General features: G+C 26.6%; 12 protein-coding genes and 3 tRNA genes. 5 read left to right on the plus strand and 10 right to left on the minus strand.

The annotated features are described in order from the left end of the window. The first annotated feature begins 34 nt into the window (after positions 1–34). Together PB7211_RS05480 and PB7211_RS05485 are read left to right on the plus strand one after the other, a co-directional pair. Positions 35–108 (plus strand) — tRNA-Cys (locus tag PB7211_RS05480). Between the two features lie 50 nt (positions 109–158). Continuing rightward, a tRNA-Asn gene (locus tag PB7211_RS05485) sits at positions 159–234 on the plus strand. Between the two features lie 91 nt (positions 235–325). Here PB7211_RS05485 and PB7211_RS05490 read toward each other — a convergent pair. The 10 genes from PB7211_RS05490 to PB7211_RS05535 form a co-directional block, all read right to left on the minus strand. Further along, a complete protein-coding gene (locus tag PB7211_RS05490) occupies positions 326–697 on the minus strand; it encodes a helix-turn-helix domain-containing protein (protein ID WP_008545713.1) in 372 nt (123 codons plus the stop codon). Positions 698–884: 187 nt separating this feature from the next. Continuing rightward, positions 885–1,619 carry an amino acid ABC transporter ATP-binding protein gene (locus PB7211_RS05495; protein ID WP_008544180.1) on the minus strand — a complete coding sequence of 245 codons (735 nt, stop codon included), beginning with the start codon at positions 1,617–1,619 and terminating at the stop codon, positions 885–887. Further along, on the minus strand, positions 1,619–3,061 hold the full coding sequence (locus tag PB7211_RS05500) for an amino acid ABC transporter permease (RefSeq protein WP_008545683.1): 1,443 nt from the start codon (positions 3,059–3,061) through the stop codon (positions 1,619–1,621). Before PB7211_RS05500 ends, PB7211_RS05495 begins: the two co-directional genes overlap by 1 nt. After that, positions 3,061–4,206 carry an amino acid ABC transporter permease gene (locus PB7211_RS05505; protein WP_034399092.1) on the minus strand — a complete coding sequence of 382 codons (1,146 nt, stop codon included), beginning with the start codon at positions 4,204–4,206 and terminating at the stop codon, positions 3,061–3,063. Before PB7211_RS05505 ends, PB7211_RS05500 begins: the two co-directional genes overlap by 1 nt. A gap of 72 nt (positions 4,207–4,278) precedes the next feature. Further along, positions 4,279–5,319, minus strand: coding sequence for an amino acid ABC transporter substrate-binding protein (locus PB7211_RS05510; protein WP_008545766.1), 1,041 nt, complete (start codon positions 5,317–5,319; stop codon positions 4,279–4,281). A gap of 177 nt (positions 5,320–5,496) precedes the next feature. Next, a tRNA-Arg gene (locus PB7211_RS05515) sits at positions 5,497–5,573 on the minus strand. 34 nt (positions 5,574–5,607) lie between these two features. After that, positions 5,608–7,014 (minus strand): TrkH family potassium uptake protein, encoded by a 1,407-nt coding sequence (locus tag PB7211_RS05520; RefSeq protein WP_008544903.1) that lies wholly within the window; start codon positions 7,012–7,014, stop codon positions 5,608–5,610. A 4-nt stretch (positions 7,015–7,018) separates the two neighbouring features. Then, positions 7,019–8,410, minus strand: a complete 1,392-nt coding sequence (gene trkA, locus PB7211_RS05525; RefSeq protein WP_008545270.1) for a Trk system potassium transporter TrkA — start codon at positions 8,408–8,410, stop codon at positions 7,019–7,021. A 1-nt stretch (position 8,411) separates the two neighbouring features. Continuing rightward, entirely contained in the window at positions 8,412–9,767 is a 1,356-nt protein-coding gene (locus PB7211_RS05530) for a sigma-54-dependent transcriptional regulator (protein ID WP_008544003.1), read from the minus strand. Beyond that, entirely contained in the window at positions 9,767–11,548 is a 1,782-nt protein-coding gene (locus PB7211_RS05535) for a sensor histidine kinase (RefSeq protein ID WP_008544881.1), read from the minus strand. Before PB7211_RS05535 ends, PB7211_RS05530 begins: the two co-directional genes overlap by 1 nt. Before the next feature lie 25 nt (positions 11,549–11,573). Here PB7211_RS05535 and ispF point away from each other — a divergent pair, with 25 nt between their 5' ends. Genes ispF through PB7211_RS05550 form a run of 3 tightly spaced genes read left to right on the plus strand, consistent with a single transcriptional unit; the run spans position 11,574 to position 13,634 of the window. Next, positions 11,574–12,680: a 2-C-methyl-D-erythritol 2,4-cyclodiphosphate synthase gene (ispF, locus tag PB7211_RS05540; RefSeq protein ID WP_034399095.1), complete on the plus strand. Its 1,107-nt coding sequence runs from the start codon at positions 11,574–11,576 to the stop codon at positions 12,678–12,680. Further along, positions 12,673–13,176, plus strand: a complete 504-nt coding sequence (locus PB7211_RS05545; RefSeq protein ID WP_034399097.1) for a phosphatidylglycerophosphatase A family protein — start codon at positions 12,673–12,675, stop codon at positions 13,174–13,176. Before ispF ends, PB7211_RS05545 begins: the two co-directional genes overlap by 8 nt. Next, positions 13,176–13,634: a CinA family protein gene (locus PB7211_RS05550; protein WP_008546132.1), complete on the plus strand. Its 459-nt coding sequence runs from the start codon at positions 13,176–13,178 to the stop codon at positions 13,632–13,634. The genes PB7211_RS05545 and PB7211_RS05550 overlap by 1 nt, the downstream gene beginning before the upstream one ends. The last annotated feature ends 29 nt before the right edge of the window (positions 13,635–13,663 follow it).

Consider the following 13,663-nt stretch of genomic DNA (forward strand, 5'->3'; position numbering starts at 1 on the left):
AAAAGGCATCTGAAGCTATTAGTCAAAACAAGATGGCAACGTGGCGGAATGGTTACGCAGAGGATTGCAAATCCTTGTATCCCGGTTCGATTCCGGGCGTTGCCTCCAAAAAAAATCTTGTTTTAGTTCTAAAAAAAAGTAAGTTGAGATTTTTACATTCCTCGGTAGCTCAGTTGGTAGAGCAGTTGACTGTTAATCAATTGGTCGCAGGTTCGAGTCCTGCCCGAGGAGCCAAAAGAATTTTCACAAATTATTTTTTTATTTTTTGACTTTTGTCAGAGTAAAAGTTCTAAAATTAATTTTTTTGGGTCTTAAAAAATAAAAATTATCCTACTTTTGAAATTCCTGCCCCAGAAATTTGTAAAGATTTATTAAATTTTAATTTCTGATCTGTGTTAAGTTCTGAATATAATTTTGTTAAAAAATTATAATTAACATTCATATGACCTTCTTGAGATTTTTCTAAATTAATTAAGTATTCTGAAAAATCTTCAAAGAAATAGTTAATTGGAACTTTTAAATAATTTGATAATTGAAGTAATCTTATAGAACTTACTCCATTGGTTCCTTTTTCGTACTTTTGAATTTGTTGAAATGTTACGTTAATTGCTTTTGCCACTTTAGTTTGAGTTAAGCCAAGTGCTAATCTTCTTAGCTTAAGTTTATTACCTAAGTGTTTATTGAAATTATCTTCCATTAAGACCCCTCTTAATTAAATTTTAAAAGCTCATTGAACAAACTTATTATAGCTACTGCAATAAAAAAATTTTTTATTTTTTAAAAAAATTATAAAAACTCAAATCATGTCAAGCATAAGTTCTTAGAAAATAACTCAATTTAGGTTACTAAAAACCCTTATAATATGGTCAGAAATTTTAAAAAAATTATAATATTTGACTTAAAAATAGCTTGGTTCTGTCACTCTTTGGATTAGCAAAGAACTCTTTGGTTTCTGCTCTTTCAACTATCATTCCTTCATCCATAAATATAACCTCGTCAGCTACTTCTTTAGCAAATCCCATCTCGTGTGTTACTACTATCATTGTCATTCCTGCTTTTGCTAAATTAACCATTGCATCTAAGACCTCTTTAATCATCTCAGGGTCTAACGCTGATGTTGGTTCGTCAAATAACATTATTTTTGGTTCCATACATAATGCTCTAGCAATAGCACATCTCTGTTGTTGGCCACCTGATAATTGTCCGGGATATTTGTTAGCTTGATCTGCAATTTGCACCTTCTCTAGATGTTGAATTGCTAATTCTTCAGCATCTTTTTTTGGCATTTTCTTTACCCAAATTGGAGCTAAGGTACAATTATCTAAAATAGAAAGATGTGGGAATAAATTAAATTGCTGAAATACCATTCCAACCTCAGCCCTTATTTTTTCTATATCTTTAGTGTCTTCCGTTAATTCGTTTCCATCAACTATAATAGAACCCTTTTGATGCTCCTCTAGTCTGTTTATACATCTTATTAATGTCGATTTACCAGAACCAGATGGGCCACATACTACAATTTTTTTGTTTTTTTCAACTTCTAAGTTAATATCTTTTAAAACTTGGAAATCACCAAACCATTTATTCATTTCTGCAATCTGTATTATTTTATCTGACATTATCTTTCTGTTTTATATTTTTGTTCTAAATTATAACTATATTTACTCATTGCATAGCAAATAATAAAAAATAACACTGAAGCAAACACATAACCTTCCATTGCAAAACCTAGCCACTCTGGATTAGTTTTGGCAAGATTAAGCATTCCTACTATTTCTAAAAGTCCTACTACAAATATTAAAGGAGTGTCTTTTACAAGAGCCAAAAAAGTATTAGCAATGCCTGGTATAACAAGTTTTAATGCTTGAGGTAAAATTACTAGAATATGCATTTTCCAATAACCCATTCCCAAAGATTTTGCAGCATCATATTGGCCTCTAGGCAATGCTTGCAAACCACCTCTTATAACTTCAGCCACATAAGCAGCTTCAAATAGTGAAATTGCAATAATTACTCTTACTAATTTATCAATAAACATATCCTCAGGTAAAAACATTGGGAACATTACTGAGGACATAAACAATACTGTGATCAGTGGAACACCTCTCCAAAATTCAATCATACCTATTGAAATATATTTTATTATTGGAAAATCTGATCTTCTTCCAAGAGATAGAAATAAGCCTATAGGAAAACAGAAAATCAAACAAAAAAATGAGACTATAAAAGTTAAGGATAAGCCTCCCCAAGCACCCGTCTCTACCCACTCCAATGCCTCTAATTTACCAAGTTCTATAAGCTCTTCATAAAAAAATACATATTTTAATAATATGTAGAGTGTGATCGGAACTATTATGAAATAGTACATTTTAAATTTTGGAGGAATAAAAAATCCTATTATAATTGAAAGAACAGATGCAATAATTCCATATGAGAAATCAAAAAATATTGGACCACCAGATATAAAAAAGAAAATAAAGAAAAAAGCAATAACAGGGTAAACGACTACATAATAAAGTGTTAAATACTTTTTAAATTTTTCTGTAGCAAAAAAACCTATAGTTCCGAGAAAAGCTAAAGCTATAAATGATAGGTTGATACGCCACTGTTCAGCATTAGGATACATTCCATACATAAATCTGTTAAACCAAATTTTAATATAGGTCCAACAAGCTCCAGTACCTGTACATACGTCTTTTGAGTCTCCAGCAATACTTGCATCTAAAATAAACCAACTTAACAATGGTGGAAGTGATTTAATAACAACAAATACAATTAATAATGATAAAAAAGCATTAAAACTATTGGTATTAATATTTTTATTAACTACATCTAAAAATTTTATACCTGAATATTCAATTCTAATTAAATGTAATCCCACAAAGCCTAAGATTAATGGCAAAAGAAAACTAATTGTTCCAGGTAAAAATGAAGTTAAATCTCTACTAAAAAAAGAGTTCAAAAAAACAATAAAGATACTTAGTGAAACTAAAATTATTCCTGTATACAAATATGTATAAATGTTATTTTTATCTGGTTGTAAAAAATTTAGTTTATTCATTATTTTTCTTTAATAGCTATTTTTTTATTATACCAATTCATAAATATTGAAATTGATATACTTAGCGATAAATAAGTTAGCATTGTAATCGAAACAATTTCGATTGCTCTTCCTGTCTGCATTAATGCAGTACCCGCAAATACAAGAACTAAATCTGGATAGGCGATCGCTGCTGCAAGGGATGAATTTTTTGTTAAATTCAAATACTGATTAGTAGTTGGAGGTATTATTATTCTTAATGCTTGTGGCATTACAACTAGTTTTAACACTTGATTTGGGGTTAGTCCTATTGAGGCTGCTGCCTCTTTTTGACCTTTACTAACTCCTTGAACACCTGCTCTAACACATTCAGCAATAAAAGTAGCTGTATATAAAGATAAAGCTAATGCTAGAGATATTAATTCAGGTGGTAATTTTATTCCACCTTCATAAGTGAAACCAGATTGAGATAATTGTTTTATAACAGGAACTTCAATAGACGTATCAACACCACCAAATAAAAAACTTAAAATAGGTAAAATTAACAATAATCCTATTGAAATTGATAAAACTGGTGTTTGAACACCATCTTTTTCTTGTTTTTTTCTTGCATAAATTCTAATGAAAATAATTGAAATTAATGCAGCAATTACTGAATAAATAAAAATATCTAAGTTATTCCAAACAAAAGCAGGAACAAAGAAACCCTTTATAGTAAGAAAAAAAACTCCAAACATAGGTTCTGCATCTTGAGGTAATGGAAGTGCTCTTAATGCTGCAAAATACCAAAAAAATATTTGTAACAACAAAGGTATATTTCTAAAAAATTCAACGTAAACTGCAGCAGTTCTTTCAATTAAATAATTATTTGATAATCTAGCAATTCCTACAACAATACCAATTATAGTTGCAAATATAATTCCTATAACTGAAACTAAAATAGTATTTAATAAACCAACTAGATATGCTCTAAAATATGAATGTGAACCATCAAATTCAATTAATGAAAATTGTACATCAAAAGAGGATTCTTGCGATAAAAAACCATAACCAAAAGTTATGCCTCTATTTTCCATATTTACTTGAGCATTATAAGAAAAAAATCCAAATATTAGAATTACAACTAGAAGTGTAAGTAATTGGGGTAATAATTTTTTTATATTCACAATAATTCAAGACTTATAAAAAAAAGGGCTAGAAAAATCTAGCCCTTTTTAAGTTTTATTTAAAGATATAAATTATCTTGCTGGTGGTACATAAAGTATTCCACCTTTAGTCCATAATTCATTTGGACCTCTGTCAGGTAGAATTCCAGTGTCAGCAATATTTCTTTTATAGCTTTCACCGTAGTTACCAACTTGCTTGATAATTCTTAAACTCCAATCATTATCTAGACCTAAAGCAGCTCCTAATTCACCTTCAGCACCTACTAATCTTTTTACAGCAGGATTATCTGAAGTTTTCATTGAATCTGCATTAGCAGAATTAACACCATACTCTTCAGCTTCGATCATTACGTTTAGAGACCATCTTACGATATCTTCCCATACAGAATCACCTTGTCTAACAACAGGGCCTAATGGCTCTTTTGAAATAGTTTCAGGTAAAACTACGTGATCATCTGGAGAACTCAATTTAATTCTTTGAGCAGCTAAACCAGATTTATCAGTTGTGTATGTATCACATCTTCCAGCATCATAAGCAGCAACAACCTCGTCAGCTTTTTCAAAAGTTACTGGCTCATAAGAAATTCCTTTTGAGTTAAAGAAGTCTCTCATATTAAGCTCAGTCGTTGTTCCTAAGTTTGTACATGCAGAAATGCCGTTTTTGAAATCATTCACAGATGAATATCCAGAATTTTTTCTAACCATAAAACCTTGACCATCGTAGAAATTTACTCCTACGAAAGTAAGTCCGATGTCAGCATCCCTAGAAAGAGTCCAAGTTGTGTTTCTTGATAAGATATCAATCTCATTAGAAGTTAAAGCAGTAAATCTTTCTTTAGCACTTAGTGGTGTAAACTTAACTTTGTTTGCATCACCCAATACTGCAGCAGCTACAGCTCTACATACATCAACGTCAACACCAGTCCAATTTCCTGCAGCATCAGCATTAGAAAATCCTGGTAAACCTTGAGATACTCCACATCTTACAAAACCCTTCTTCTGAGTGTTTTTAAGTGTCTTAGATTTTTTAGCAGCCATTGTCTCTGTTGTAAAAGTAAACAACACAGCAACCATAGCTACTAAAGAAGTTAATTGTTTTAGGTATTTAAACATTATTCTTCCCTTTAGTTATTTTTATTTGTTAACAAATAATTCAAAACGTATTTTGAATATTTTTAATTTAAGCATGTAAGAAAATACTCTTCAAGAAAAATTAATTAGTAAAAGCTTATTTAGACTAATTCTAGTCAAGCATAAATATTTAAATAATTACAGTGAAAAATGAAGTAATGGCGCGCCCTGGAGGATTCGAACCTCCGACCCTCGGTTTAGAAAACCGATGCTCTATCCAGCTGAGCTAAGGGCGCAATAATGAATTATTGATACATATATAATACTTAATTAATATTTAAAAAGAAATTTTTTTGCTATCAACAATAAAGATAAAAGTTCAACCCTTCCTATTATCATGAAAAATATCAGAAAATATTTAGTTAAAAAATGTAGATTGTAAAAATCAAAATCACTTATTCCATAGGCATATGAATTAACCGTATTCATTAATGTCAAAATTGCCAATTTAAAAGATCTCTCGAAATTAATATCACTAATACTTAAAAGTGAAGTGAGAAAAAATAGTGAAATTATGAATATTATTATAGTTAGAAAATATTTATTAATTTCTTTAAAATCAAAATTGATTTTAGAAAACATTAATTTATTCATAAAAATGTTTTTAGGTTTACTAAAAGATAAAATTTGATTGAAAGAATATTTGGTTAATGAGTAGATCTTTAAAAATCTTAATCCTGAACTGGTTGAAAAGAAAGATCCACCTATAATAACTAATATCAAATATACAAAATTTAATTCTGGTTGATCTATGTTAAGAGAAATACCAATATTTGAAATACTACTTACTAACGATAAGAAGCTATAAGTAAATTTACTATCAAAACTAAAAAAAATAAAAAAAATTGTAACTACTAATATAAAATATAAAAATAAATGAATATCTTCATAAAAAAAATTAAGATTTTTATTTCTTAAAAAAACTAAATTATAGATAAAAAAAATACTAAAAAAAGAAACAAGCATCAAAAGTGAAAAAATAATTATTTGAGTATCACTAATAAGAATTGTTGATAATTGATTATCAGGTAAAAAACCACCAGATGAAATGATTGTCATTGCCAAATTTAATGAATTAAAAGTCCTAATACCAAAAATATTTAATATTATAAAAATTGATACTGTAATTGCTGAATAAAGTAAAAAAATTTTAATTGTTTGTTTTAATACTTCAGAACTATTAAATGATAAGAAATTAGTTAGAGATTTTTTTAAACTATCATCATAAATATCTATTAAAAAAATAATAGAAAATAAAAAATATAATCCTCCAATCCATTGAATTGAAGATCTCCATAGAATCAAACCTTGGTCAATTTGTTTAATATTATCAAATATTGTAAATCCTGTTGATGTAAATCCTGAAACAGACTCAAATAATGAATTTAAAAATGTTAAATTATAAATACTAAAATAAAAAGGTAGTGATAAAATAATTGGTATTAATATATAGCCTAAAAAAACAGTTAATATTTTTTCAAATATAGTTGGCTTACTTTCATTAGTTTTTAATTTATAAAATAAGAAAGCTATTAATGTTGATGGAATTAAACTGAAGTAATACGTATTTAAATTAAGATATAAGTTAAAATAATATGAATAAATTATATTAAAAAAAGAAAAAATAGAAATTAATCCAAAAAAAAAACTTAAATATTTTACTCTAAACAAAGACATTTGATTAAATAGAGCTAATTCTAAATATGTTCTCTACTACTGAAATTGACTCTTTTTTAGCTAAAAAGACCACTTTATCATCTTTTTGAAAAACAAAATTCGATCTTGGTATAATTACTTTTTGATCACGTAATACAGCACCTATTCTGATTTCTTCTGGTAAATTAGAATTCTTTAATTCTTTATTTATTAACTCTGAAGTTTCAATTACTTCAGCTTCAATTACTTCATACTCGCCATTAAGAATAGTATAAGCGGTTTCTATAGTTCCTTTATGAATATGTTTTAAAATGCTTGATACTGTATTCATTCTAGGATCAATTAAATCATCAATTTTAAGTGAACTTTGTAACAATGAGTAATTAGGTTTGTTAATTAATGCCATTGTTCTCTTTTCATCGGTTTTCTTGTCATCTTTCGCAAATTTTTCAACAAGAACACTTACCATCAAGTTATCTTCATCATCATTAGTTAGTGCTAGAACGGTTTCTGCTTCTTCTAAATTTGCCTCTAGTAAAACTTCTTCGTCCAACCCATCACCATTAATTATTATTGTATTATTAAGTTCATTTGCTAAAAATTCGGATCGATCTTTACTTTTCTCAACAATCTTAACTCTTGCAGCATCTAAAGTGTCCTCTAGATTTTTAGCTAGATTAAATCCAATATTCCCACCACCAACAATTAAGATTTTTTTAGATATCTTTTCATTATGACCAAATGCTTCTAAAGTTTGAGACATTTGTGCAGAATTAATAATTACATAAATTTTGTCATTTTGTTGAATATCATCATTTTTTTTGGGTATTAAAAATTTATCTCCTCTTATAATTCCTATTATATTAGCATCTAGTTCAGGATATTTTTTTGTAAGTTCATTTAATTGAAAATTAATTAATTTGCAATTTTCATTAATTTGAATTTCCAATAATCTAATTTTATTTTCTGCAAAAGGAACACTATCTAATGCTCCTGGGGCCTCTAATTTTCTTTGTATTGAATTTGCTATTTCAAGTTCTGGAGAAATAATGACATCAATTGGTAAATTTTCTTTATTATAAACCCTTGTAAATTTTGGATTTAAATAGTCTTGAGATCTTATTCTTGCAATTTTTTTTGGTATCTTGAAAATAGAAAATGCTATTTGACATATAAGCATATTTATTTCATCATTACGTGTAACTGCAATAATCATGTCAGCTTCAGTTGCATCTGCTTTTTCAAGAATAGATGGATAAGTTGCTTTTCCAACAATTGCTTTTACATCTAATGAATCGTCAATTTTTTGAATATCATCACTTGATTGATCTATAACAGTAATAGAGTGTCCTTGATCACTTAGCTGTTTAGCAATAGTGAATCCAACTCTTCCAGCGCCACAAATGATTATATTCATTTTAATTAAATTCTTTTATTCCCAAGCCTTTCAATTTTCTATGCAAAGCACTTCTTTCCATACCAACAAAATTTGCTGTTTTTGAAATATTCCCTTTAAATTTTTTAAGTTGAATAGTTAAATACTCCTTTTCAAACTTTTCTCTAGCCTCTTTTAATGGCACAGATAGGCTATTTTCTGAAATATTATCTTTAAAATTATCATTTTTTAATGACTCTTTAATAATATTAGAAATTTTTTCATTTGTATCTGGTTGTAAAATTGCAATCCTTTCAATAAGATTTCTTAACTCTCTAACATTTCCTTTCCAATCATGATTTAGAATATAGCTATTATTATCATCTATATTTAACTCTTTAATATTGTAATTTTGAGCAATTTTTTTTGAGAAATACTTTATTAAAAGTGGGATATCAGAAATTCTTTGACTTAAAGGTTCTATATTAATTTCAAAAACATTAATTCTATGGAACAAATCTTCTCTAAAATTTCCAATTTGAATTTCTTTTTTTAGATCTTTGCTAGAAGAGCAAATTAATCTTACATCAACAGTAATGTCATTGCTACCGTTTACTCTTTTAAATTTTTGATCAGTTAAAACTCTTAAAATTTTTGACTGAATATCTAATGGGATTTCAGAAATCTGATCAATAAGAAGAGTTCCTTTATTTGCTTTTTCAAGAGCACCATAAGAAATTGATCCATTTTCTTTCTCTTCCCCAAAGAGTTCAAGCTCATATTTATTTGAGTCGAGTAAAGCTCCATTTAATATTACAAATGGATTTTTATTTCTTGATGAATTTTTATGAATTTTTCTTGCTATCAATTCTTTACCGGATCCAGAGGGACCATTTATAAAAACTCTACTCTGAGTTAAAGATATCTTTTTAATTTGTTCAATTATATTCGTCGTATTTTTACTATCTCCAATTAAATCATATGATGAAAATAATTTAGTTTCATATTCTTTATTTTGTTTTCTTAAATTAAAATTTTCAACTGCACGACTTACAAAGTTTAATAATCTTTCCTGATCAAAAGGCTTTTCGATAAACTCAAAAGCTCCATAATGTAAAGATTTAATAGCCATTTCCATATTTGCATGTCCAGAAATCATTATAACTGGCACATCTTTATCTTTAGTTTTGATGTGAGATAAAAGTTCAATACCATCATTATCACCCTTATCTAGTTTAACATCTAGTATTGCAACGTCGGGTAATTTTTTATCAATTTCAGTTAATGCCTGATTAAAGTTTGCAGCTATTCTAGTTTTATAACCAGCATCAATTATTAATTCATTAATGATATTTCGAATATCAGTATTGTCATCTACTATTAGAATTTCTGTATTCATTATTTTAAGAATTTAATTTTTATTTTTGCACCTTCATTTTTTGATACAAATTCAATATTACCATTATGATCATTTATTATTTTATTTACAATTGATAATCCAAGACCAGTACCTTTTTGTTTTGTTGTAAAGTAAGGGTTTAAAATATTTTTAATATCAGTATCCAAATTGTTGAATCCTACTCCAGTATCATCAATAGTTAGGTTTATATGTTCATTAATTTCATTTAGTTCAATAGCAATATTCTTCTCAAAATTAGTCACTTTTTCGGACTTTTGATGAATGCTTTCTATAGAATTTTTTATTAAATTGAAAAAAACCCTACTCAATTGCTCCTTATCACAATTAAATAATATTTTTTGATCAAAATTTATAAACTTAATATTGATAGAGTTATCTAATTCTTGAAGTAATTTGATATTATCATTCATCAAAGAAATTAGATCATTATTTTGAAATATAGGCTTAGGCATTCTTGCAAAATCAGAGAATTCGTTAACTAGTTTTTCAATTTGTTTAATTTGATTATTTATAATCTTAAGATTTTCTTTAAAATTCTCGTTATCATTTTTATTTAATTGAGATGTGTATTTACTTTTTAATCTATCAATAGTTAATTGAATTGGGGTTAGTGGATTTTTAATTTCATGTGCTAACTTTCTTGCTAAATTACCCCAAGCTTCATGCCGCTCATTAATTATTAGTTTTTCTTGCTGATTTTTTAATCTATCGATCATTTGGTTAAAATTCTTATTTAAAATTTCTAAATCTTTATCAGTTTTTAATTCAGGAACTTTAGTATTTAAATCACCCTCACCAATTGATGAAGATGCTAGTATAAGATTATTAATTGATCTAAAAAATCTTGAAGAAAAACGTATTGCTATAGAAATAGAAATAAACAATAAAAGTGAAACTACAATTATATATATAATTGCAAATGATATTTTAATTCCAGTACTTTTTTCTTCTACTGTATAATAAAAATTAATAGCTTCTTGAGACTCAATTAAATAACGAGAAATATCTTTATCTAAATATTTAACAACGTATAGAAATCTATCTTCAAAATTTTGTAAACGCATTATTGCAGCAGATCGATTTTCTAGTGCATTTATAATCTTTAATGGGCGATCATCATCAAGAACAAGATTTAAAGCTTTATCAACTGGAGCTATATAAGGTTCATCATCTTCAAGTGTTGTAAATAATATTTTTTTATCAATATCAATAATGTGTATTTCATCTACACCTCTTATAATTTTTTGAGTATTTAAAAATCTTTTATATTCATTCACATTATCATTTAAAAATTTTTTACTTTTATTTACATCAAAAGCTACAAGGACAATTTCAGATTGGATTTTATTTCGTACCTCTTCAACATAATCTCTTGCTAATTGATAAGAATTATTAACAACTGTAGTTACTTTTTTGTCAAAATATTTTTCGAGTGCAAATGAAAATAAGAATAATGAAAATATTGATATTAATAGTGAAGGTGTAAGAGTGAATAATGCAAAATAAGTAATATATTTTTTATTTGAATTGAGACCGTCTTTATCAATATCATTTTTAATTGCTTTTTTGATTTCTAAGAAAATGAATACGAAAAGTAAAAAAAGTAAAAAAATATTTAAAATTAATAATAATTGTAAATTATTATCAGATAACTCTACGTAGCCTTTATCAATAAAAGTTAAAAAGGTTAAAAAACCGATAGAAAGTGTGATAATAAAGAGAAATATTAAATATATATTTTTTTTGATAAATTCGTACATTTTAAATAAATAATCACATCAAATGATGAACAATTATTTTATAATACTTGCCTCAGGACAAAGCAAAAGATTTAATTCAACTAAGCCAAAACAATTTATTACTTATAAAAATAAAGCACTTTTTGAGCATTCAGTTGATAAAGCTATAACTTCTAAACTGTTTAAAAAAATTATTTTAGTTACAAATGATAAAAAACAAATCAAAAATAAATTTCCAAAAAATGTAATAATTATTAATGGTGGTAAAGAAAGATCAGACTCATCTTTGAAAGGTTTAAATTATATCAAGAAATATAAACCAAATAATGTTTTAATTCATGATGCTGCAAGACCAAATTTCTCAATTGGTCTTTTAAAAAAACTTATTAATTCATTACAAAAGAATAAGGCATCGATACCTATAATTAACTCTAAAGACTCCATAAAATATAAAGTTAAAAATCAATTGTTTAATTTAAAAAGAGATAATTCTTTTTTAACACAAACACCTCAAGCGTTTAAATTTAAAGATATCTACGAATTATCAATTAAACAAAAAAACAAAATTCAAGATGAAGCTACATTATTTATTGATAATAATTTAAATATTAAGTTTATTAAAGGTGAAATCACTAACGATAAAATTACATTTAAAGAAGATATTAAAAACATTAAAACTTATTTTGGTATCGGTTTTGATATCCATAGATTGATTAAGAAAAAGAAACTTTATTTAGGTGGAATGAAAATACCCTTCCACTCAGGTTTAAAAGGTCACTCAGATGGTGATGTTATTTTACATGCAATAATAGATGCAATACTAGGTGCAATCAGAAAAAAAGATATAGGTTCACTTTTTCCAGATAATAAAAATAAATTTAAAAATATTAGATCACCAAATATGCTTAAACCCATTCTTGAAATTTTAGATAAAGGTAATTTTTATATAAATAATCTCGATATAAATTTAATTTGTGAACAACCCAAAGTATCAAAATATAGGAAAAAAATAATAAGTTCATTATCGAATTTGTTAAAATTAAATAAAGATCTTATTAATTTAAAAGGTAAAACAGTTGAAAAATTGGGTTTAATTGGAAAAGAAAAAGCAATAGCTTGTGAAGTAATCATTTCTATTTGTAAATATGATTAAAACATTTAATTTCTTATTTGTTACTATGCTTGGTCTTGGAAAAGTAAAATTTATGCCAGGAACATTTGCATCTTTAGCTACAGTTTTAATTCTTTACATTTGCTTTCATATTTTGAACTTAAATTCAAACGTTATACTTTTAGGAATATTAATAATTTTTATATATTCGTTCATTGCTGTCACAAATCATACTAAAAATATTGAAAACAAAGATCCAGGAGAAATAGTTATTGATGAATTTATTGGACAATCTATACCTATATTCCTTTACGAAGTATCACATGGAACTGTTAAAGAGCCTAATGAAGCAATAATATTTTATGGAGTTTGTTTTATATTATTTAGATACTTTGACATCGTCAAACCATTTCCAGTTAGTTATTTTGATAAAAAATATAAGAACAGTTTTGGTGTAATAATGGATGATGTTTGTGCTGGATTTTGTGTTGTCTTATCATTAATTTGCTTCATGGTTTTAAAAAGTTACATTTTATAATGAAAAACCTTGTAAAAATACTTACCAAAAAAAAATTAAAAATTGCTTTTGCTGAGTCCTGCACCGGCGGGATGCTTGCTTCAAAAATAACTGCAATAAGTGGAGCATCAAAAGTATTTAGTCTGGGTCTCGTTACCTATTCAAATCAAGCAAAAATAAGTGTTTTAAAAGTAAACAAAAGTATTATTCAGAAATATGGTGCTGTTAGCCCTCAATGTTGTCAAGCTATGGTTAAAAATTTAGCAAAAATTTCTAAAGCTCAAATAAATGTTTCCATTACAGGTATCGCAGGACCAAATGGTGGAACTAAATTAAAACCTGTTGGGCTAGTATATATTGGAGTAAAAAATAATAATGAAATTTTTATTTCTAAAAATTTTTTTAAAGAAAAAAATAGAAAAGCTATTCAAAAAACTACAGTTACTAAAACTTTGAAAATTATAAAATCGTTAATTTAATTTAAATTATTTAGATATAAAGCTTATTA

This window comes from Candidatus Pelagibacter sp. HTCC7211, assembly GCF_000155895.1.
GTDB lineage: Bacteria > Pseudomonadota > Alphaproteobacteria > Pelagibacterales > Pelagibacteraceae > Pelagibacter.